This window comes from Geodermatophilus sp. SYSU D00742 (assembly GCF_054049935.1).
On record NZ_JBJGYJ010000032.1, the window covers coordinates 26286 to 46918 of the forward strand.

Annotated in this window: 21 protein-coding genes; 15 read left to right on the plus strand and 6 right to left on the minus strand. The window is 73.5% G+C overall.

The window, feature by feature from the left end:
* Positions 1-51 precede the first annotated feature (51 nt).
* Positions 52-495 carry a MarR family winged helix-turn-helix transcriptional regulator gene (locus tag ACI78V_RS18505; protein WP_456853379.1) on the minus strand — a complete coding sequence of 148 codons (444 nt, stop codon included), beginning with the start codon at positions 493-495 and terminating at the stop codon, positions 52-54.
* 201 nt (positions 496-696) lie between these two features.
* Here ACI78V_RS18505 and clpB point away from each other — a divergent pair, with 201 nt between their 5' ends.
* From clpB to ACI78V_RS18550, 9 genes are all read left to right on the plus strand, one after another.
* The gene (clpB, locus tag ACI78V_RS18510) at positions 697-3282 is read left to right on the plus strand and encodes an ATP-dependent chaperone ClpB (RefSeq protein WP_456853381.1); all 2586 of its coding nucleotides are present in this window, start codon (positions 697-699) and stop codon (positions 3280-3282) included.
* 159 nt (positions 3283-3441) lie between these two features.
* Entirely contained in the window at positions 3442-4077 is a 636-nt protein-coding gene (locus ACI78V_RS18515; protein ID WP_456853383.1) for a hypothetical protein, read from the plus strand.
* Between the two features lie 118 nt (positions 4078-4195).
* Complete coding sequence (locus ACI78V_RS18520; protein ID WP_456853385.1) at positions 4196-4843, plus strand: fasciclin domain-containing protein; 648 nt, start codon at positions 4196-4198, stop codon at positions 4841-4843.
* A 71-nt stretch (positions 4844-4914) separates the two neighbouring features.
* A complete protein-coding gene (gene pyrE, locus ACI78V_RS18525) occupies positions 4915-5469 on the plus strand; it encodes an orotate phosphoribosyltransferase (protein WP_456853387.1) in 555 nt (184 codons plus the stop codon).
* A 130-nt stretch (positions 5470-5599) separates the two neighbouring features.
* Complete coding sequence (locus ACI78V_RS18530) at positions 5600-6997, plus strand: FAD-binding oxidoreductase (RefSeq protein WP_456853389.1); 1398 nt, start codon at positions 5600-5602, stop codon at positions 6995-6997.
* A gap of 4 nt (positions 6998-7001) precedes the next feature.
* Positions 7002-8354, plus strand: coding sequence for an FAD-dependent oxidoreductase (locus ACI78V_RS18535; RefSeq protein ID WP_456853391.1), 1353 nt, complete (start codon positions 7002-7004; stop codon positions 8352-8354).
* The gene (locus tag ACI78V_RS18540; RefSeq protein WP_456853393.1) at positions 8351-8947 is read left to right on the plus strand and encodes a pentapeptide repeat-containing protein; all 597 of its coding nucleotides are present in this window, start codon (positions 8351-8353) and stop codon (positions 8945-8947) included. Before ACI78V_RS18535 ends, ACI78V_RS18540 begins: the two co-directional genes overlap by 4 nt.
* Positions 8948-9023: 76 nt before the next feature.
* The gene (fbaA, locus tag ACI78V_RS18545; protein WP_456853394.1) at positions 9024-10058 is read left to right on the plus strand and encodes a class II fructose-bisphosphate aldolase; all 1035 of its coding nucleotides are present in this window, start codon (positions 9024-9026) and stop codon (positions 10056-10058) included.
* A 77-nt stretch (positions 10059-10135) separates the two neighbouring features.
* The gene (locus ACI78V_RS18550; RefSeq protein ID WP_456853396.1) at positions 10136-10558 is read left to right on the plus strand and encodes a DUF3151 domain-containing protein; all 423 of its coding nucleotides are present in this window, start codon (positions 10136-10138) and stop codon (positions 10556-10558) included.
* 42 nt (positions 10559-10600) lie between these two features.
* On the opposite strand, the gene ACI78V_RS18555 is transcribed toward ACI78V_RS18550, so the two are convergent.
* On the minus strand, positions 10601-11383 hold the full coding sequence (locus ACI78V_RS18555; protein ID WP_456853398.1) for a TSUP family transporter: 783 nt from the start codon (positions 11381-11383) through the stop codon (positions 10601-10603).
* A 98-nt stretch (positions 11384-11481) separates the two neighbouring features.
* Here ACI78V_RS18555 and ACI78V_RS18560 point away from each other — a divergent pair, with 98 nt between their 5' ends.
* Both ACI78V_RS18560 and ACI78V_RS18565 read left to right on the plus strand, forming a co-directional pair.
* On the plus strand, positions 11482-12084 hold the full coding sequence (locus ACI78V_RS18560; protein ID WP_456853399.1) for a hypothetical protein: 603 nt from the start codon (positions 11482-11484) through the stop codon (positions 12082-12084).
* Between the two features lie 116 nt (positions 12085-12200).
* Positions 12201-12344 carry a GPGG-motif small membrane protein gene (locus ACI78V_RS18565; RefSeq protein ID WP_456853400.1) on the plus strand — a complete coding sequence of 48 codons (144 nt, stop codon included), beginning with the start codon at positions 12201-12203 and terminating at the stop codon, positions 12342-12344.
* A gap of 69 nt (positions 12345-12413) precedes the next feature.
* On the opposite strand, the gene ACI78V_RS18570 is transcribed toward ACI78V_RS18565, so the two are convergent.
* From ACI78V_RS18570 to ACI78V_RS18580, 3 genes are all read right to left on the minus strand, one after another.
* A complete protein-coding gene (locus ACI78V_RS18570) occupies positions 12414-13229 on the minus strand; it encodes an ATP-binding cassette domain-containing protein (RefSeq protein ID WP_456853402.1) in 816 nt (271 codons plus the stop codon).
* Complete coding sequence (locus tag ACI78V_RS18575) at positions 13226-14287, minus strand: ABC transporter permease (RefSeq protein ID WP_456853404.1); 1062 nt, start codon at positions 14285-14287, stop codon at positions 13226-13228. The genes ACI78V_RS18570 and ACI78V_RS18575 overlap by 4 nt, the downstream gene beginning before the upstream one ends.
* Before the next feature lie 126 nt (positions 14288-14413).
* Positions 14414-15031 (minus strand): hypothetical protein, encoded by a 618-nt coding sequence (locus ACI78V_RS18580; protein WP_456853406.1) that lies wholly within the window; start codon positions 15029-15031, stop codon positions 14414-14416.
* Between the two features lie 69 nt (positions 15032-15100).
* Here ACI78V_RS18580 and ACI78V_RS18585 point away from each other — a divergent pair, with 69 nt between their 5' ends.
* From ACI78V_RS18585 to ACI78V_RS18595, 3 genes are all read left to right on the plus strand, one after another.
* Positions 15101-16390, plus strand: a complete 1290-nt coding sequence (locus tag ACI78V_RS18585) for an adenylosuccinate synthase (protein WP_456853408.1) — start codon at positions 15101-15103, stop codon at positions 16388-16390.
* Positions 16391-16448: 58 nt separating this feature from the next.
* Positions 16449-17288 (plus strand): class I SAM-dependent methyltransferase, encoded by an 840-nt coding sequence (locus ACI78V_RS18590; RefSeq protein ID WP_456853410.1) that lies wholly within the window; start codon positions 16449-16451, stop codon positions 17286-17288.
* Between the two features lie 121 nt (positions 17289-17409).
* Positions 17410-18486 (plus strand): hypothetical protein, encoded by a 1077-nt coding sequence (locus tag ACI78V_RS18595; protein WP_456853412.1) that lies wholly within the window; start codon positions 17410-17412, stop codon positions 18484-18486.
* Here ACI78V_RS18595 and ACI78V_RS18600 read toward each other — a convergent pair.
* Positions 18483-19634 carry a glycerophosphodiester phosphodiesterase family protein gene (locus ACI78V_RS18600; RefSeq protein ID WP_456853413.1) on the minus strand — a complete coding sequence of 384 codons (1152 nt, stop codon included), beginning with the start codon at positions 19632-19634 and terminating at the stop codon, positions 18483-18485. The genes ACI78V_RS18595 and ACI78V_RS18600 overlap by 4 nt on opposite strands.
* Between ACI78V_RS18600 and rsgA the strand changes: the two genes are divergently transcribed.
* Positions 19619-20632, plus strand: coding sequence for a ribosome small subunit-dependent GTPase A (rsgA, locus tag ACI78V_RS18605; RefSeq protein WP_456853415.1), 1014 nt, complete (start codon positions 19619-19621; stop codon positions 20630-20632). The genes ACI78V_RS18600 and rsgA overlap by 16 nt on opposite strands.
* Position 20633: the final 1 nt, after the last annotated feature.

The window sequence follows — 20633 nt, forward strand, 5'->3', positions numbered from 1 at the left end:
TGGACCCCGGACGCCTACCCGGGCCGGTTGCACGCAACCGTGCTGCCGGCGTCAGCGCCCGCTGACCCGCTCCGCGACCAGCTGCAGCTTCGCCCTGAGGTCGGCGAACTCCTCGCGGTCCAGGTCGAGGGCGCAGATGATCTCGCCGGAGATCGCCTCGGCCTCGTCGCGCAGCGCGCGACCGGCGTCGGTCAGCGCGATCGACACCGAACGCTCGTCCTCCACCCTGCGGTGCCGGGTGACCAGTCCCGCGGAGGTGAGCCGCTTGAGCAGGGGGGAGAGCGTGCCGCTGTCCAGCGACAGGCGGGTGCCCAGCTGGCCGACGGTCTGGTTGTCGGTCTCCCACAGCAGCATCATCACGAGGTACTGCGGGTAGGTCAGGCCGATCGCATCGAGCAGGGGGCGGTAGCGCGCCGTCATCGCGCGGGATGCGGCGTAGAGCGCGAAACAGAGTTGGTCCTCGAGGACCGCGCTCGGAGCCGGCAGACGCGTCATCCCCGGGAGTCTAGGCCGCTGTCCAGCGCCGACACGGGCGTCGCCCCCGGATCGACCCGGGCGGGTGACGGCGGGCGACCCTGCACCCGGCACACGCAGTGAGGTTGAGTGGAACAGACTCAACCCCGTCCACGTTGGACCACGAGAACGACGGCCGGAACCCCCGGCCGGCCCCGCGCGGAGAGGACCGCCACACCCACCATGCAGAGCAAGCTCACCACCCGTTCGCAGGAGGCGATCACGGCCGCCCAGCGGCTGGCGGTCGACCGTGGCCAGGCGGCCCTGGAGCCGCTGCACCTGCTCGTCGCCCTGCTCGAGCAGACCGACGGCATCGCCGGCCCCCTGCTCAAGGCCGTGGGTGCCGACGTCGCCGACGTGCGCGCCAAGGCCGAGGCGGCGCTGCGGCGGATGCCCAGCGTCAGCGGCGCGACCGTGCCCGCCCCCTCGCCCTCGCGCGAGCTGCTGCGGGTGCTCAACGCCGCCGGGGAGCAGGCCGGCGCGCTCGGGGACGAGTACGTCTCCACCGAGCACCTGCTGGTCGGCCTGGCCAGCTCCGACGGCGAGGCCGCGGCGGTGCTGACCAGCTCCGGTGCCACCCGCGACGCGCTGCTGGCCGCATTCCGCACCGTGCGGGGCAACCGCAAGGTCACCAACGCCGACCCGGAGAGCACCTTCCAGGCGCTCGCGAAGTACGCCGTCGACCTCACCGAGCGCGCCCGCGAGGGCAAGATCGACCCGGTCGTGGGCCGCGACACCGAGATCCGGCGGGTCGTGCAGGTGCTGTCCCGGCGCACCAAGAACAACCCCGTGCTCATCGGCGAGCCCGGCGTCGGCAAGACCGCGATCGTCGAGGGCCTGGCCCAGCGGATCGTCGCCGGCGACGTGCCGGAGAGCCTCAAGGGCAAGCGCCTCATGGCGCTGGACCTCGCCTCGATGGTGGCCGGCGCGAAGTACCGGGGTGAGTTCGAGGAGCGCCTCAAGGCGGTGCTGCAGGAGATCGCCGAGTCCGAGGGTGAGGTCATCACCTTCATCGACGAGCTGCACACCATCGTCGGCGCCGGCGCGACCGGCGACTCCGCGATGGACGCCGGCAACATGATCAAGCCGATGCTCGCCCGCGGCGAGCTGCGCATGGTCGGCGCGACCACGCTCGACGAGTACCGCGAGCACATCGAGAAGGACCCGGCCCTCGAGCGCCGCTTCCAGCAGGTCTTCGTCGGCGAGCCGAGCGTCGAGGACACGATCGGCATCCTCCGCGGTCTCAAGGAGCGCTACGAGGTGCACCACGGCGTCCGGATCACCGACTCCGCGATCGTCGCCGCCGCGACCCTGTCCGACCGGTACGTCACCGCGCGGTTCCTGCCGGACAAGGCCATCGACCTGGTCGACGAGGCGGCCAGCCGGCTGCGGATGGAGATCGACAGCCGGCCGGTCGAGGTCGACGAGGTCGAGCGCGCCGTCCGCCGGCTGGAGATCGAGGAGATGGCGCTGTCCAAGGAGGACGACCCGTCGTCCGTGGAGCGGCTGGCGGCGCTGCGCGCCGACCTGGCCGACAAGCGTCAGCAGCTCGACGAGCTGACCGCCCGGTGGCAGCAGGACAAGAGTGCGATCGTCCGCATCCAGCAGATCAAGGAGGAGCTGGAGCGGCTGCGGCTGGAGGCCGAGCGCGCGGAGCGGGACGGCGAGCTCGCGCACGTCGCCGAGCTCCGCTACGGCCGGCTGCCCCAGCTGGAGAAGGCGCTGGCCGACGCCGAGGCGTCGGTCGCGGGCACCGACTCCATGCTCAAGGAGGAGGTCGGGCCCGACGACATCGCCGAGGTCGTCCAGGCCTGGACCGGCATCCCGGCCGGGCGGCTGCTCGAGGGCGAGACGCAGAAGCTGCTGCGGATGGAGGAGGAGCTCGGCCGGCGGGTCGTCGGCCAGCCCGACGCCGTCCGTGCGGTCTCCGACGCGGTGCGGCGGGCACGTTCCGGCGTCGCCGACCCCAACCGGCCCACCGGTTCGTTCCTGTTCCTCGGCCCGACCGGCGTCGGCAAGACCGAGCTGGCCAAGGCGCTGGCGGAGTTCCTGTTCGACGACGAGCGGGCGATGGTCCGCATCGACATGAGCGAGTACTCCGAGAAGCACTCGGTGGCCCGGCTGGTCGGGGCCCCGCCCGGCTACGTCGGCTACGAGTCCGGCGGCCAGCTCACCGAGGCGGTGCGCCGGCGTCCCTACACCGTCGTGCTGTTCGACGAGGTCGAGAAGGCGCACCAGGACGTCTTCGACGTGCTGCTGCAGGTGCTCGACGACGGCCGGCTCACCGACGGCCAGGGCCGGACGGTCGACTTCCGGAACACGATCCTCATCCTGACGTCGAACCTCGGCTCGCACCTGATCGCCGACCAGTCGATCGAGGAGGAGCGGCGCCGCAACGCCGTCATGGAGGTCGTCCGGCAGCACTTCAAGCCGGAGTTCCTCAACCGGCTGGACGACGTCGTGGTGTTCCACGCCCTGGGCAGCGAGGAGCTGGCCGGGATCGTCGACATCCAGGTCGGTGTCCTGGCCCGGCGGCTGGCGGCCCGGCGGCTCGCGCTGCAGGTCACCGACGCCGCCCGGGACTGGCTGGCGCTCAACGGGTTCGACCCCGTCTACGGCGCCCGGCCGCTGCGCCGGCTGGTGCAGTCGGCGATCGGCGACCAGCTCGCCAAGGCGCTGCTGGCCGGCGACATCCGGGACGGCGACGAGGTCGTCGTCGACGCGCCGGACGACCTCGCCGTCGAGGGCCTGATCGTCCGCCGCGGCTGAGTCCGCGGCCGCCTGCGAGGGCCCGCCGTCCCCCCTCGGGGACGGCGGGCCCTCCGGCGTCCCTACCGATCCGGTCTCGAAACGCCCCGGCGGGTGGCTCCCGGGCCGCGCCGTGGGTGATCATCTGCGCCGACACCGGGGACGAGCACAGGAGCGCAGATGACGTCAGGTCAGGGCGGCCAGGACCCGCAGGGTTGGCAGCCGCCGCAGCAGGGCTGGCAGGCCCCACCTCCTCCGCCCCCCGGCTGGCAGCCGCCCCAGCAGGGCTGGCAGCAGCCGCCGCCGGGGCAGTACGGCTACGGTCCCGCGCCGTCGGCTCCGGGACACGCGCCGCAGGAGGCCCCGCCGCGCCCGGACACGGTGCGCTTCGGCGTCGGGGCCTTCATCGCCAACCTGCTGATCGGGCTCATCGGGTCGATCGCCACGTTCTCGAGCATGGACAGCCTGCTCGATGCCGAGCTGGCCCGGCAGGGCGTGACGGTCTCCGAGGACGCCGTGCAGGCCGTCCTGACCGTCAGCGCCGTCCTCGGCCTGCTCATCGTGGCGCTCGAGGCGCTGTTCATCTGGTTCGCCTGGAACGGGCGCAACTGGGCGCGGATCGTCCTGTTCGTCCTGGGCGCGCTCGGGATCGTCGGCGGCCTGTCCGCGCTGGCCCAGCCGAGCACCGGCTTCCTCTCGGCCCTCTCGGTCTGCCAGATGCTGCTGCTCATCGTCGGCGTCGTCCTGCTGGCGCGGCGGCCGTCGAGCGAGTGGTACCGCGCGATGGGCGCGCGCCGCGCCGCCGGCCTGCGCTGACGGCCGGGCCCGGGTCGGCGTCCCGCGCCGGGGCGCCGGGCCCGGGCCACGCCGGCTCCGGGCCTCCGGGCGGTCCGGGGAGAATGGCCGGCGGTCCACTGCGAAGGAGCTCCATCCCGTGACGCGCACCCCCGCCCGCAGCGCCCTGCTCGCCGCCGCGACGGCGCTGGCCCTCCCGCTGGCCGCCTGCGGCTCCGCGGACGCTCCGGAGGACCCCGCCCCGGCAGCCGGCTCCGGGGCCGCCACCACGTCGGAGGCCCCGGCGGCCACGGGCCCCGTCGGCACCGGCTGCGCGGCGCTCCCGGCGGAGGGGGAGGGCAGCCCCGCCGGCATGGCCGACGACCCCCTGGCCACCGCGGTCGCCAACAACCCGGCGCTGTCCACCCTGATGCGCGCGGTGCACGCGGCGACGCTGGTCGACCCCCTCAACACCACCCAGGACATCACCGTCCTCGCGCCGCTCAACCAGGCCTTCGAGGCGGTGCCGGCCGAGACGCTGGACCCGCTGCTGGCCGACACACCGCGGCTGACCGACCTCCTCACCCACCACGTGGTCCCCGGCCGGCTGGCCCCTGGCGAGCTGGCCGGCACGCACGCCACGCTCAGCGGCGACCCGGTCACCGTCGAGGGCTCCGGCGACACGTTCACGATCAGCGCCGACCAGACCCTCGTCGGCGCCACCGACGCCACGGTGGTGTGCGGCAACGTGCCGACGGCGAACGCGACGGTCTACGTCATCGACCAGGTGCTCACCCCACCGGCCTGAACGCCCCCCGTCCAGGCCGGCCCCGGGCCCGCCGACGCTGAGGAGGGGGCGGTCCTCCTAGGGTCGGGGCCATGACAGCCCCTGCCACGCTGCCCGACCGCGACCGCCTGCTGGAGCTGGTCATCGAGCTCGCCGTCGTGCCGGGGAGGGTCACGCTCTCCTCCGGGCAGGAGGCCGACTGGTACATCGACATGCGCCGGCTCACCCTCCACCACGAGGGCGCGCCCCTCGTCGGGCGGGTGATGCGGCAGCTGACCGGCGACCTGCGCTACGACGTCGTCGGCGGGCTCACCCTGGGCGCCGACCCGGTGGCCACGGCCATGCTGCACGCGGCCGCGGCGGGGGAGGGCTTCCTCGACGCCTGCGTCGTCCGCAAGGCCGGCAAGGCGCACGGGCTGCAGCGACGGATCGAGGGCCCCGACGTGGCCGGGCGCACCGTGCTCGTGGTCGAGGACGTCTCCACCACCGGCTCCAGCCCGCTGACCGCCGTCGAGGCGCTCCGCGAGGCCGGCGCCGAGCCGGTGGCCGTGGCGGTCGTCGTCGACCGGGGCGGGCGCTCGGCGGTCGAGGAGGCCGGGCTGGAGTACCGCGCCGCCTTCACCCTCGCCGACCTCGGCCTCGACTGAGGAGGGACCGCCGGCCCGCACCGCTCGCGGGTCCGCGGCGGGTCCCGGGCCGGGGCCCCGGCGGGACCGCGCGGGGGCCGGCCGGGCACATCCGCGGATCTGCACGGGGAGCGCGTCGTACGGTGTGACGATGACCACGGTGACGACGGCGTGGGTGGCCGAGCTGGCCGATGCCCTGGGTGCCGACAGCGTGCTGACCGACCCCGACGTCACCGTCGCCTACTCCCGTGACCAGGCGATGCTCGCCGAGGCCGGGACGCCGGCCGCCGTCGTCCTCCCCCGCAGCACGGCCGACGTGGTCACCGTCATGCAGGTCGCCTCGCGGTACGGGGTCCCGGTGGTGCCCCGCGGCGCCGGGTCCGGGCTGGCCGGGGCGAGCAACGCCGTCGACGGCGCGATCACGCTGGTCATGACGCGGATGGACGCCGTCGTCGAGGTGTCCCCGGCCGACCGGCTGGCCGTCGTCCAGCCGGGGGTGGTGAACAAGGCGCTGCGCGACGCGGTCGCCGGGGCCGGGCTGTTCTACCCCCCGGACCCCTCCAGCTACGACTGGTGCACGATCGGCGGCAACCTCTCCACCAACTCCGGCGGCCTGTGCTGCGTCAAGTACGGCGTCACCACCGACTACGTGCTCGGCCTGGAGGTCGTGCTCGCCGACGGACGGGTGCTGCGCACCGGGCGGCGCACCGTGAAGGGCGTCGCGGGCTACGACCTCGCCCGGCTGTTCGTGGGGTCGGAGGGCACCCTCGGCGTCATCACCGAGGCCACGCTGGCGCTGCGCCCCGCGCCGCAGCGGCCGGTCACCCTCGTCGCCACCTTCGCCACCACCGCGCAGACCGGGCAGGTCGTCGAGAGCGTCGTCACCCACGGCCTGGTGCCCAGCCTCCTGGAGGTCATGGACAACACCTGCATCTGCGCCGTCGACGACCTGATGCGCGCCGACCTCGACCGCGGCGCGCACGCCCTGCTGGTGGCCCAGTCCGACGCCGGCGGAGAGGCCGCGGTCCGCGAGATCGAGGCGCTGGCGCAGCTGTGCCGGGAGGCCGGCGCCGACCTCGTGCACACCACCGACGACCCGGCCGAGGGCGACCTGCTCCTGGCCGCCAGGCGGATGGCGCTGCCGGCGCTGGAGCGGCTGGGCAGCACGCTCATCGACGACGTCGCCGTCCCCCGCTCCCGGATCGCGCAGTTCCTCGACGGCTGCGACACCATCGCCACCGGGCGCGGGCTGACGATCGGGGTCGTCGGGCACGCCGGCGACGGCAACATGCACCCGACCATCTGCTTCGACCCCACCGACGCCGACCAGCGGGACCGCGCCTTCGCCGCCTTCGACGACATCCTCGAGCTCGGCCTGTCCCTCGGCGGCACGATCACCGGCGAGCACGGCGTCGGCGCCATCAAGGTCGACTGGCTGGAGCGGGAGGTCGGGCCGGTGTCGCTGGAGGTGCACCGGTCGATCAAGGGCGCGCTCGACCCCGACGGGCTGCTCAACCCCGGCAAGGTGCTGCGCCGCCTGACACGCTGACCCCATGGGTGCAGACCGGCTCCTGGTCATCGGCGGGGACGCCGCCGGCATGTCCGCGGCGGCACAGGCCCGGCGGCTCCGTCCGGCCGAGGACCTGGCCGTCACCGTCCTGGAGCAGGGGCCCGACGTCTCCTTCTCCGCGTGCGGCATCCCCTACTGGGTCGGTGACGTGGTCCCCGACCGGGATCGGCTGATCGCCCGCACCCCGCACGAGTTCGCGGCGCTGGACATCGACGTGCGCACCGGCACGCGGGCCGAGGAGATCGACCTGGACGCCGGCACCGTGCGCACCGCCGACGGCGGGACCCTGGGCTACGACCACCTGCTGGTCGCCACCGGCGGCCGCCCGCTGCGCCCGCCGGTGCCCGGGCTGGACGCCGACGGCGTGCACGGGGTGCACCGGCTGGCCGACGGTGCCGACATCCGGGCCGCCGTCGCCGCCGGCGCCCGCCGCGCGGTCGTCCTCGGTGGCGGCTACATCGGCCTGGAGATGGCCGACGTGCTGCACGCCCGCGGCCTGGCGGTGACCGTCGTCCTCGCCGACCCGCTGCCGATGGGGCTGCTGGACGCCGACATGGGGGAGCGGGTCTGCAAGGCGATCGGCGACATGGGCATCGACGTCCAGCCCAACCAGCCGGTGCGCGAGATCGAGACCGACGCCGACGGCATGGTGCGCGCGGTGCGCACCGACGCCGGCAGCTACCCCTGCGACCTCGTCGTCCTCGGCCTGGGCATGGGCCCGGAGGTGACACTGGCCCGCGCGGCCGGCCTGCGGCTCGGGGAGACCGGGGCGATCGAGGTGGACCGGACCATGCGCTCGCGCTCGCACCCGGAGGTGTTCGCCGCCGGCGACTGCGTGCAGACCTTCCACCGGCTCACCGGGGAGCCGGCGCACGTCGCGCTGGGCACGCACGCCAACAAGCAGGGCCGCGTCGTGGGCTCGGTCGTGGGCGGGCGCCCGGCCCGCTTCGCCGGCGTCCTGGGCACCGCCCTGACCAGCGTCGGGGACCTGGAGATCGGCCGCACCGGGCTGTGCACCAGCCAGGCCGAGGCGGCCGGCTACGAGTTCCGCACCGAGACGATCGAGGGGACGACGAGGGCCGGCTACTTCCCCGGCGCCGAGCCGATGGCCGTGAAGCTGGTCAGCGACCGGGGCTCCGGGGAGCTGCTGGGCGCGCAGATCGTGGGCGGCCCGGGCAGCGGCAAGCGGATCGACGTCATGGCCACCGCCATCTGGGCGGGCCTGACCGCCGAGGAGTTCGCCGGCTCGGACCTGTCCTACGCCCCGCCGTTCTCGCCGACCTACGACCCGGTGCTGGTGGCCGCCCGCGTGGCCAGCCGCTCGGAGCGGGGGTGACCGCCGGCGGTGAGGTCCGCGGCGCGGACTGGTACGGCGATGACCTCTCCGGCCAGGAGCACACCGGGGTGTCCTTCAGCGGGGTGGACCTGTCCGAGACGACCGGCGACGGCGCGGTCTTCACCGACTGCGTCTTCCGCGACTGCCGGTTCACCCTGTCGCGTGCCACCGACGCCGCGTTCCTGAACTGCACCTTCACCGGCTGCTCGTTCTCGCAGGCGACGCTCACCGACTGCAAGCTGGTGGGTTCCCGGTTCGAGCGCTGCACCTTCGACCTGCTCACCGTCACCGGCGGCGACTGGTCCTTCGTCGGGCTGGCGGGTGCGGACCTGGCGAGGGCCACGGTGACCGGGGTCCGGATGCGCGAGGCCGACCTGACCGGCGTGCGGGCGGCGGGGGCGACCCTGCGGGACCTCGACCTCTCCGGCGCCGAGTGGCACGGGGCCGACCTCGCCGGCGCCGACCTCCGCGGCAGCGACCTCGCCGCGCTCGACCCGCGGGAGGTGGGGCTCGCCGGCGCCCGGGTCGACGTCGTGCAGGCGGTCGCGCTGGTGACCGCGCTGGGACTGCGCGTGGAGCCCGGCGGGGTGTAGCGGGTGTCGCGGGCCACGGGCCCGGCGGGATACTGGCCGCCAGCAAGCGCCGATCCCGACGCAAGGAGAGCCTCGCATGCCCATCGCGACCCCTGAGGTCTACGCCGACATGATCAACCGGGCCAAGGAGGGCGGCTTCGCCTACCCGGCGATCAACTGCACGTCGTCCGAGACGGTCAACGCGGCCCTGCGCGGCTTCGCCGACGCCGGCAGCGACGGCATCATCCAGTTCTCCACCGGCGGCGCGGAGTTCGGCTCGGGCACCCGGGTCAAGGACATGGTCACCGGCGCCGTGGCGCTCGCCGAGTTCGCGCACGTCGTCGCCGAGAAGTACCCGGTCAACGTCGCGCTGCACACCGACCACTGCCCCAAGGACAAGCTCGACGGGTACGTACGGCCGCTGATCGCCCTGTCGAAGGCGCGCGTCGACGCCGGCCAGGCCCCGCTGTTCCAGTCGCACATGTGGGACGGCTCGGCGATCGACCTCGACGAGAACCTGCACATCGCCGAGGAGCTGATCGAGAAGTCGGCCGCCGCGAAACTGGTGCTCGAGGTCGAGATCGGCGTCGTCGGCGGCGAGGAGGACGGCGTCGCCCACGACATCAACGAGAAGCTCTACACCGCCGAGGGCGACTTCGTCGCCACCGCCAAGGCGCTCGGCCTCGGCGAGAAGGGCGTGTACCTGCTCGCCGCCACCTTCGGCAACGTGCACGGCGTCTACAAGCCGGGCAACGTCAAGCTCCGCCCGGAGATCCTCAAGCAGGGCCAGGACGTCGTCTCCAGGGAGTTCGGCCTGGCCGAGGGCAGCAAGCCGTTCAACCTCGTCTTCCACGGCGGCTCCGGGTCGGCGCAGGAGGAGATCCGCGAGGCGCTCTCCTACGGCGTGGTGAAGATGAACGTCGACACCGACACCCAGTACGCCTTCACCCGGCCCATCGCCGGCCACATGTTCAGCAACTACGACGGCGTCCTGAAGGTCGACGGCGAGGTCGGCAACAAGAAGGCCTACGACCCGCGCAGCTACCTCAAGGCCGCCGAGGTCGGCATGGCCGCCCGCGTCGTGCAGGCCTGCGAGGACCTGCTGTCGGCCGGCCAGTCGCAGGGCGCCTGAGTGACCGCGCTCAGGAGGCCACCGATGAGCACCGCGGCGCGCGTCACCGGGCCGACGAGCGCCGGCGAGGAGGACGAGTGACGCACTCGCACCAGAACCTCCTGGGGGAGCCGCCGGCCACCCTGCTGCCGGGCAACCCCGAGGCCGACGCCGAGCTGGCCGCCGGCAGCACGCCGGCCGAGGTCGCCGCGCACCACCCGACGGTGAGCGCCGCCTGGGCGGCCCTGGCCGAGGAGGCGCTGAACCGGCCCGAGCGGGCGCTGCGCGACACCATCGAGGCCTACGCCTACGCCCGGACCGGCTACCACCGCGGCCTGGACGCGCTGCGCCGCAACGGCTGGAAGGGCTACGGGCCCGTCCCGTGGTCCCACGAGCCCAACCAGGGCTTCCTGCGCTGCGTGACGGTGCTGTCCCGCGCCGCCGAGGCGATCGGCGAGACGGCCGAGCAGGAGCGCCTCACCCAGCTGCTCCGCGACTGCGACCCGAGCCTCGCGCCGTGACCCCCGGGGGCCGGAGTGGTCACTCCGGCCCCCAGGGGCGGGTCAGGTCCGCAGCAGCTGCCACCCCAGGCGGGCGATGAGGACGCCGACGACGGCGAGGAAGACGACCCGGACGAAACGGCTGCCCGCACCGACGGCCGTCCGGGCCCCGAGGTAGCCGCCGACGAGGTTGGCCACGCCCATGACCAGGCCCAGCGCCCACAGCACCGACCCGTCGACCGCGAACACGACCAGCGCACCGACGTTGGTCGCCAGGTTGACGATCTTGGCCGTCGCGCTCGCCACGAGGAACGCGAAGCCGAGCAGCCCCACCAGGGCGAAGACCAGGAAGGCGCCGGTGCCCGGGCCGGCGATGCCGTCGTAGAAGCCGATGACCGCCCCCACCACGCCCGCGGCCACCGTGTGCCGATGGCCGCTGAACCGCAGCTCGGTGTCGTCACCGAGCTGCGGCCGCACCAGCGTGTAGACGGCCACCACCACCAGGGCCACGAGCACGATGGGCTCGAGCACGCCGTCGGGCACCGCCGCGGCCGACAGCGCGCCCCCGGCGGAGCCGACCGCCGCGACCACGGCCATGGGCAACGCCGTGGCCAGGCCCGGGCGCACCCGCCGGTAGTAGGTGGCAGCGCTCGTCGCCGTCCCCATGGCGCTGGAGATCTTGTTGGTGGCCAGTGCCTGGACCGTCTCCATGCCGGGTACCAGGAGCAGTGCGGGCAGCTGGATGAGCCCTCCGCCGCCGACCACCGCGTCGATCCAGCCGGCAGCGAAGGCGGCGAGGACGAGGAGGACCACGGTGACCGCGCTCAGCGAGCCGAGGGTGGTCACCCCCGCAGCCTCTCATCCCCCGCCCGCCGTCCTCCGCGTGCGGGTGACACCGCGGGGCGGGCCACGCGGAGCACACCGGCGTCCGGTAGGACGGCGGGGTGACCCCGGACCACTCGCCCCGCGCCGTCGTCGACCGGTTGCGGCCGCTGCTGCTGGCCGTCCACCAGGCGCTGTCCGCCGGCGTCCGGGTCAGCGCGGCGGTCCACGCCGAACGCGGCTGGAACCCGTCGGCCGACCGCCACCTCGACCACCAGCTGGTGCGGCGGGAGGCGATGGAGCGGCTGCGGCCCTGGGGTGCCCGGCCCGAGGACGACCCCTCCGACCCCCTCCTGGCCGCGCAGCTGGAGTTCGGCGACACCGGCACCGACAACCTCGGGCTGCCGATGAGCGGGCTCATCCTGCGCACCCCCACCGACGTGCTGCGGGTCTGGCGGTCCGACGACGGCGAGCTCCCGGCCGCGGCCACCGACGGGCTGCGCGCCTTCTACCGGCAGGCGCCCAGCCGGCAGCTGCAGCTCCACCTCGACGACCGGCCCGACGAGCCCCGTTCAGCACCTGGCCACCTGGCCCTGCTGTGGGCCGACGCGGGTGCCGTCCTCACCCGGTTCGACCTGGTCCGCCCGGGTGGGCACGTGGGTCGGCGGGTCCAGGTCGACTGGCACGTCGACCTGCTGCAGCGGCTGGTCCACCCCGCCACCTGATCACCCGGCGCCCTCTGTGGTCACCATGAGTGACCGTTCGACGTGCGCATTTGCCCGCCACTCGTTACGCTCCGTCCCCGGCGTCCACACCGGACGCCCGTCACCGGAGGTGCTGCATGGCAACGCTTCTCTGGATCATCGCCGTCGTCCTCGTGATCGCCGGCATCGTCGCCCTCCTGCGCAGGCAACTGCTCTGGGGCATCGTGCTCATCGTCGTGGGCCTGCTCGTCGGCCCGGGCGGGGTGAGCATCTTCACCTGAGGGAGGCCCCGTCCCCCTCGCGCGCCGCTCCGCCCGGCGCGGGCCTCGGGACGGGGCCGGGTCCGGCGCTCACCGCTCGTCGAGCTCCGGGTGCAGCTCACGCAGCCGGGCGGTGAGAGAGGTCAGCTCATCGCCGCCGGCCATGAGGCGCGTGAGGACGTCGGCGTCGACGTCCTCACGCGTCAGGTCACCGGCCACGTGCCCGTGCGCCAGCAGCAGGAACCGGTCGCCGACGAGGTGGGCGTAGCGCGGGTTGTTCGTGACCGCCACGATCGCCATCCCCCGTGCCCGTGCCGTCAGCACGGCCTGCCCCACCAGCGTGTGCTGCTGGATGGTCATGGGCGCCGTCGGCTCGTCGATCACCAGGGCCCGGACGCCGAAGTGCAGCGCGCGGGCGATCGCCAGGGTCTGCCGCTCGCCGGCGCGCAGCGCGGACGCGGGCTGGTCCGGGTCGATGCCCGGGACGCCGACCTGCGCCATGGCCCGCACCGTCGTCTCCCGCGCCGCGGTGAGGTCGAGCCGGCGCAGTGGCCACCGTCCGAGGGTCGGTTCGGCGCCGAGGAAGAAGTTCCGCCACACCGACAGCAGCGGCGCGACGGCGAGGTCCTGCCAGACGGTGGCGATGCCCGCGGCGCGGGCGGCCTTCGGTGACCGGAAACGCACCGGCCGTCCCTCGAACAGCAGCTGCCCCTCGTCGTGGCGGCACAGCCCCGACAGAATCGAGACCAGCGTCGACTTGCCGGAGCCGTTCTCCCCGAGCACGCAGGTGATCTCCCCGGGACGGAACGCCGCGTTCACCCGGGCCAGCGCGGCGACGCTGCCGTGGTGGACGCTGACCCCCCGCAGCTCCAGCAGCGGAGCGGAGGGGGCGGCCGGCTCGCTCACGATCGCGGCACCGCCCTCAGCCGGTCGCGCACGACCCCGTTGGCCAGCAGGGCCACCAGGAGCAGCACGCCGAGGAAGGCCTCGAACCAGCGTGCGTCCCACCCGGCCAGCACCACGCCGTGCCGCGCGGTGGCGTAGACCAGCGCGCCGACCGCGGCCCCGACCGCCGAGCCGTACCCGCCGGTCAGCAGGCAGCCGCCGATGACCGCGACCACGACGAAGGTGATCGCCGTCCCCAGCCCGGTGCTGGCCTGCACGCCACCGAGTCGCACCACCCCCAGGGTGCCGACCAGCCAGCCGGCCGCCGCGGTGCAGCAGTACAGCGCGATCGTCGTGCGCCCGTCGGGGACGCCGAGCTCGCGGGCCGCGCGGCGGGCGCCCCCGACGGCGAACACCCCGTTGCCGAACCGGGTGCGCCACAGCGTCCAGGACGCCCAGGCGGTGAGCAGCACCCACCACAGCAGCGAGATGCGGAACCGCCCGCCGCCCACCTGCACCGTCGCCCCGAACACCGCCGACGCCGAGGACCAGCCCGGGGCCGCGTCGAGCCCGTCGAGGCGCACCGAGCGGGTGAGGGACCGGGTGCCGGCGAGGGCGACGCCCTGCAGCACGAGGAACGTCGCCAGGGTGACCAGGAAGCTGGGCAGCCCCGTCGTGACCACCAGCCAGCCGTTGACCAGCCCGACCAGGAGCGCGGCGGCCAGCGAGCCGGCCAGCGCGGGCCAGGTGCCCCAGCCGGTCTCGGTGATGAGCAGCCCGGTGAGCAGGGCGCTGCCCACCGAGATCATCCCGATGGACAGGTCGAAGTGCCCCGACACCAGCAGCAGGGCCACCGCGACCCCGCCGATGCCGATCGGCGCCGCCGCGTCCAGGGTGCTGGCCAGCCCGCCGGTGCTGAGCAGGCCCGGCGCCTGGGGGACGAAGAACAGCAGGACGACGGCCAGACCCACGAAGGCCGCCAGGCTGGGGCGGGCCAGCGCCCGGTCGAGCAGCCGCCGCCCCCGGGCCGGGCCCAGGGCGGCGTGCGGCCCGAAGGAGGGCAGACCGTCGGCGGTCACCGGCGGGGACAGGACGTGGGCAGGGGGGCCTCCTCGACCAGAGACGTGCGACCAGTGTCCACGAGAGAGCGCCGCTCTCCTCCCGTCCCTGGTCCCGCTCGGACGGGACCCGGCAGAGGGGGCCGCTCAGGGGCGCAGCCGCCAGCGCACCCGGTAGTCGGCGAACCAGGTCCAGCGGCTGACCGGCCGCGGGTACGGGACGCCGTCCCGCACGACCCGCGCCGGGTCGCAGGCGATCTGCACCGCCCGGCCGGTGGTGCGGCGGGCCGGGCGCAGCGGCAGGGTCATGACGACGACGCCCAGGGTGTCGACCTCGCGCCACTCGGGCCGGACGTCGATGCGCGTGATCATCCCGTCGGCGACCTTGGCCGCGTCGTTGTGGGCCTGCGCCCCGAACCGGCGGGCGAGCGGGCCGCGCCGTCCGGGGTCGGCGGACTCCAGCCGGCCGTGGTGCAGCAGCACGCCCCCGTGGTCGTCGCGCACCAGGCCGAGCTCCCGTTCCCCGCCGGTGCCCACACCCAGCGCGCGGGCCAGCCCGGTCGACGGGGTGTCGTCGGCCGGCTCCCACGAGACCGGCACCCGCGCCGCCCGCCCGGCCCTGTCCAGTGCCGCGAGCACCGCAGCCAGCGCCGGCACCGGGCCCCTGACCAGCACGGCGTCCGCGTCGACCGCCGAGGCGACGGTCTCGCGGGCCGGTGCCTGGCCGGGCCCGAGGCCGCGCAGGTCGAACTGGACGAGCGACATGCAGATACCCTGCCACCTGCCAGCCGGTCATCCGCCGGTGACGGAGTTCCGAGGGGATCTGAGCGAGCGATGCCGGCAGTCGTGCTGATCGGTGCCCAGTGGGGCGACGAGGGCAAGGGGAAGGCCACCGACCTGCTCGGGGGCCGGGTGCCCTACGTGGTGCGGTACCAGGGCGGCAACAACGCCGGGCACACCGTCATCACCCCGGACGGGGAGCGGTACGCGCTGCACCTGATCCCCTCGGGGATCCTCACCCCGGGCTGCACGCCCGTCATCGGCAACGGCGTCGTGATCGACCCCCAGGTCCTGATCGGCGAGCTGGCCGGCCTCGAGGAGCGCGGCGTGGACACCTCGCGCCTGGTGATCTCCGCCGACGCGCACCTGATCATGCCGCACCACCGGGCGCTGGACCGGGTCACCGAGCGGTTCCTCGGCAAGCGCCGGATCGGCACCACCGGCCGCGGCATCGGCCCGGCGTACGGCGACAAGGTCGCCCGCACCGGCATCCGCGTGCAGGACCTGCTCGACCCGTCCATCCTGCGCCAGAAGCTCGAGGGCACCCTGCAGGAGAAGAACCAGGTCCTGGTCAAGGTCTACAACCGCAAGGCGATCGACGTCGACGAGGTCGTCGAGGAGTACACCGGCTACGCCGAGCAGCTCAAGCACCGCATCGCCGACACCCGCCTGCTGCTGGCCAACGCCCTCGACGCCGGTGAGTGGGTGCTGCTGGAGGGCTCCCAGGGCACGCTGCTGGACGTCGACCACGGCACGTACCCGTTCGTGACGTCGTCCAGCCCGACCGCCGGTGGCGCGTCGGCGGGGTCGGGCATCGGCCCCACCCGCATCCAGCGGGTCGTGGGCATCCTCAAGGCCTACACGACCCGCGTCGGCTCGGGGCCCTTCCCGACCGAACTGTTCGACGCCAGCGGCGAGTACCTGCGCAAGCAGGGCGGCGAGGTCGGCGTCACCACCGGCCGCGACCGCCGCTGCGGCTGGTTCGACGCCGTCGTCGCCCGCTACGCCAGCCGGGTCAACGGGATCACCGACTACTTCCTGACCAAGCTCGACGTGCTCTCCGGCCTGGAGACGGTGCCGATCTGCGTCGCCTACGAGGTGGACGGCGTCCGGCACGACGAGATGCCGATGACCCAGACCGACTTCCACCACGCGAAGCCGGTCTACGAGGAGATGCCCGGCTGGTTCGAGGACATCCGGAACTGCCGGACCTTCGACGAGTTGCCGGCCAACGCCCAGGCCTACGTGCGGCGGCTGGAGGAGCTCTCCGGCGCCCGCATCAGCGTCATCGGCGTCGGCCCGGGCCGCGACGAGAACGTCGTCGTCCACGACCTGATCGGCTGAGTCGCGCCACGGCCAGAAGGTCGTCTGTGAGCGCTTGAGCAAGCGCGGAGGAGTGCCGATGCGGAATTGGCTGACCACGGTGGCTCGTGCGCTGAGGACGGGGCTCGCGCGCCGAACGTCGCGGCGGGTGCTTGGCGAGCAACTCGGGCGGCTTCGCGAAGAGTTGGCCGCGGTGGCCCGTCGGCAGGAGGAGGTCGAACGACTCGTCCGCGCGGAGGCCGATCGGCTCGTGTCAGAGTTGTTGCGGATAGAGAAGCGGGCCAGGAGCAACCTCTACGTCGCTGGGCAGCGCGATGCGGCACAGTCGAGCGCCCAATTCGCACTGGCACAGATGCCGACCGCCCCCTTCTTCGACGACCCACGGAGAACCCTCGCCCATGGGCTGTCCCTCGCGCCGGAGGAGGGAATGGCGCTCGAATTCGGTGTGTACACCGGCGAGTCCCTGCGCCAGATTGCCGCGGCTCGCCGCGGCTACCAGGTCTACGGGTTCGACTCCTTCCAGGGTCTGCCAGAGGACTGGCGCTCCACCGTCCGTGCCGGCTCGTTCGCCATGGAGATCCCGCCGGTGGTCGAGGGCGCCGAACTCGTGGTCGGCCTCTTCGCGGACACGCTGCCGTCCTTCCTCGACACGCATTCGGAGTGGGTGGCGTTCCTGCACCTAGACGCCGACATCTACTCCTCGACCAAAACGGTCCTCGATCACGTGGGTCCTCGCCTGCGCGAGGGCACCGTGATCGTCTTCGACGAGTACTTCAACTACGCCGGCTGGGAAGGGCACGAGCACCGAGCATGGCAGGAGTTCGTCGAGCGCACCGGGACGGGCTTCGCGTACGAGGGGTACACGGTGGACCACCAACAGGTGATCGTGCGGGTGACCAACCTCCCATCAGAGGTCTGAGCAGCGCCGGGATCTCGGTTGTCCCGATTCCCTCACACGCCGTGCACAAGGTCCTGCTATTCGCTGCCGTCTTCCGGTAGGACCCCCGCAGGCACATCGCCCGAGGCCGGAGGGGAACGGCATGGAACCGAAGAAGGTCACCGTTGTCGTGGACCGGGAGGGCCGCTGCCACGCAGACTTCTGGACCCCGCTCTTAGAGCAGTTGACCAGGGACAAGCAATTCGAGACTGAGGTCAGGCGGCTGTCCCTGGCCGACTGGCTCGCCGTCTCGCAGAACGATGCTGGCCCGACCCCGTGGCAGGTGATAGAGAGCTCCACCGACATCCTGATCATCAACTGGGACGCGGTGAACGGTGACCCCGACTTTGGTGGTGACACGGCGCTGCGCTGGTTCGAACATCGGCAGTCCGCCATGCGTCGGTGGCTGAACGACGGCGGCCTGCTCATCATCGACGGTCAGGCGGTCGAGGGAGTTCCTCACGACCGGTACTACGCGGCCGTGGTCGGTGAGGGAGAGGTCAGGCTCTCGGAACGGGAGGACCCGACTAACCCAGACCGGGAACGGAACCGCATGCGTGGTGGTTGCCGCATGACGCGGCTCGGCCGTGGCGCCCCCGGGTTTGAGGGGCTCGACGACGTCACCCCGCGGCAGAACCTGAGGTTCGAGGAGCTCTACCCCTCAGGTGCTGTCGGACGGCTGGTGCCGCGCTACCTGAACGAAATCGACACGTCCAAGTTGCTCTACCGCGGATGGTTCCGTCGGAGGCTCCCGTCGCGAACTCTGAGATGGACGTCGTACGTCCGACGCGACAAGCACTGGCCACGGAACTTCCCCACGTTACTGGCTGCGAAGTACGGCAAGGACCGCGGCAAGGAGAAGGGCATCGTCTTCGCCTCGACCATGATGCTGGCCGCCACCCATCAGGTTCCACTTATCCGGGGGATGCTGTGCGCACACGGCCACGTACCAGAACTTCCCGAACCAGGTGCCTTCCGCCGGGGGGTCGAGCGCTACGCTCCCAAGCTCGCTGCTGGCCTCCTGAGCGGGATCCTGCTGTACTACCTGGCCGCGGAAGAAGGGTTGGGGAAAGTGGCCCTGTCCGTGGTGGTCGGCCTCGCAGTGACCGTGGTGCTGGACCTTCTGCCATGGATTGGGCGCTCGGCGCACCGCCTGGTGCGGGCGTTTACCGGCGCTTAGGGAACTGGGCCGACCAGTGCGGGCTCCGAGACGGCGCAGGCCCGCAGCGTGACATCCGGGGCATCGGAGATGAGCGCTGCCGCGCCGAGGTCTAGGAGCAGTCGGGCCTCGCTGACGCCGTCCCCGTGCTGGCCGAGGCCCGTGCCCCGGCGCCACTCGATCGGCAGGAAGGCGTTCTCGGGGCAGAGGGTCCACACCCACACGTCGAGGCCTGCATCCCCGGCCCGGTCAACCAAGTCGGTGGTGCCCTGTAACGACTGGTCCGGATTGCGGAGCAGCAACCGATGGCGGCTCGGCCCGACGGCGCAGGCGTACTCCGTCATCGCACGCAGCGTCGACGGCAGCAGCAACCAATCATTCTCCGGACCGTCATCCACCAGCTGCACCATGGGCGGGCCGTCGTCGCCGAGGTCCTCCCGCAGTGCGCGCAACGCCTCTGGCTCGAAAGACTGCAGCACCACGCCGGAGGTGGCACCGGCCACTCCGAGGCGGCGCAGCTCCGCCGCAACCAGGGGAGCGACGTGCGAGGCGCCGCCGGAGAGTCCGGGCGAGATCTCCACCAGCACGCCGACCGTCCGATGAGGCTTCGAGTGCCTCTGCGCCAGCTCGACCACCTCGGCCAGCGTAAGGATTCCCGAGCGGCCGTCGTAGAGGGCGCTCACCGATCGCAGTGACGGGAAGCGCTCTACGGCACGCAGCGACCGGAGCTCGTCGAGGTCGAAGTCCTCGACGAACCAGTCCGAGACCGGCCGACCCCTGACGACCTTGGTGGTCCTCCGGTCCGCGAAGCGGCGGTGCTGGCCGACGTCGGTGGTCAGTGAGAGCTCTCGATCGTGCCTCACGACCAGGGCCCCGTCACGGCTGACCACGATGTCGGGCTCGATGAGGTCGGCACCGAGGTCGATCGCCAGCTCGTAGCTGGCGGCGGTGTGCTCGGGCCGGTAGGCGGAGGCGCCGCGGTGACCCACGACGACGGGACGGGGGAGGCCGATCGCCGGGCGGACAGCCAGCGACTCGCGCGCGTGCATGTCATCGACAACACCGCACAGACCTGAACACAACGCGAACTCGGGGCCGTGAGTTGCCCACAATTCGGAGGACAGCGGGCTGACCTGCGCGTCACCATGCCTCAGTGACGGATCTCTCACTGTTGGGCTGGACTCCGGAGCGCGTCGCGGAGCTGCCGCCCGGCTGCGTACCGGGGCGGGTCGCGCGGGTCGACCGCGGCCGACTGACCGTCCTCACCGCCGAGGGGGAGCTGCGCGCCCACCCGGGGGCCGCGCTGACCGCTCCCGCGGTCGGTGACTGGGTCGCCCTGCGTGGGGAGCTCGCCGTCGCGGTGCTGCCCCGCCGGACGGCGTTCACCCGGGTCATGGCCGGCCGGACGTCGGCGGAGCAGGTGGTGGCCGCCAACCTGGACACGGTGCTCGTCGTCGACGCCCTGACCGGCCCGCGGCGGACCCGCCGGGTGGAGCGCTACCTCGCCGTGGCGTGGGGCAGCGGGGCGACCCCGGTCGTCGTCCTCACCAAGGCCGACCTGTGCGACGACGTCCCCGCCGCGGTGCAGGAGGTGGCCGAGGCCGCCCTCGGGGTCGAGGTCCTGCCGGTGAGCTCGGTGACGGGGGCGGGGGTCGCGGACGTCGCCGCGCGGATCGGCCCCGGCCGGACCGCGGCGATGGTCGGGCCGTCCGGCGTCGGCAAGTCCAGCCTGGCCAACGCGCTGCTCGGCACGCCGGTGGTCGCCACCGGCGAGGTGCGGGCGACCGACGGCCGCGGCCGGCACACCACGACCGCCCGGGAGCTGCACCTCCTGCCCGGCGGCGGGCTGCTGGTCGACACCCCCGGGATGCGGGAGCTCGGCGTGGTCGACGACGAGGGCATCGACACCGCCTACGCCGACGTGACCGAGCTGGCCGCACTCTGCCGGTTCCGCGACTGCGGGCACCGCGCGGAGCCCGGGTGCGCCGTCGCCGCGGCGATCGCCGACGGCCGGCTGGACCCGGCCCGCTACACGGCCTGGCGCAAGCTGCAGGCCGAGGCCCGGCGGCAGGCGCTGCGCTCCGATGCCCGGGCGCGGGCCGCCGAGCACGCCCGCGTCCGGGCGCTGCACAAGGCGATGCGGGCCCAGCCCAACCGGCTGCGCTGAA

Coding starts and splice junctions, on each gene's coding strand:
- ACI78V_RS18580 (WP_456853406.1), bottom strand. CDS start 15,031: ATGTCGCTCGTCCAGTTCGACCTGCGCGGCCTCGGGCCCGGCCAGGCA.
- ACI78V_RS18590 (WP_456853410.1), top strand. CDS start 16,449: ATGCGGAATTGGCTGACCACGGTGGCTCGTGCGCTGAGGACGGGGCTC.
- ACI78V_RS18505 (WP_456853379.1), bottom strand. CDS start 495: ATGACGCGTCTGCCGGCTCCGAGCGCGGTCCTCGAGGACCAACTCTGT.
- pyrE (WP_456853387.1), top strand. CDS start 4,915: ATGACAGCCCCTGCCACGCTGCCCGACCGCGACCGCCTGCTGGAGCTG.
- ACI78V_RS18565 (WP_456853400.1), top strand. CDS start 12,201: ATGGCAACGCTTCTCTGGATCATCGCCGTCGTCCTCGTGATCGCCGGC.
- clpB (WP_456853381.1), top strand. CDS start 697: ATGCAGAGCAAGCTCACCACCCGTTCGCAGGAGGCGATCACGGCCGCC.
- ACI78V_RS18585 (WP_456853408.1), top strand. CDS start 15,101: ATGCCGGCAGTCGTGCTGATCGGTGCCCAGTGGGGCGACGAGGGCAAG.
- ACI78V_RS18535 (WP_456853391.1), top strand. CDS start 7,002: ATGGGTGCAGACCGGCTCCTGGTCATCGGCGGGGACGCCGCCGGCATG.
- ACI78V_RS18530 (WP_456853389.1), top strand. CDS start 5,600: ATGACCACGGTGACGACGGCGTGGGTGGCCGAGCTGGCCGATGCCCTG.
- ACI78V_RS18595 (WP_456853412.1), top strand. CDS start 17,410: ATGGAACCGAAGAAGGTCACCGTTGTCGTGGACCGGGAGGGCCGCTGC.
- fbaA (WP_456853394.1), top strand. CDS start 9,024: ATGCCCATCGCGACCCCTGAGGTCTACGCCGACATGATCAACCGGGCC.
- ACI78V_RS18515 (WP_456853383.1), top strand. CDS start 3,442: ATGACGTCAGGTCAGGGCGGCCAGGACCCGCAGGGTTGGCAGCCGCCG.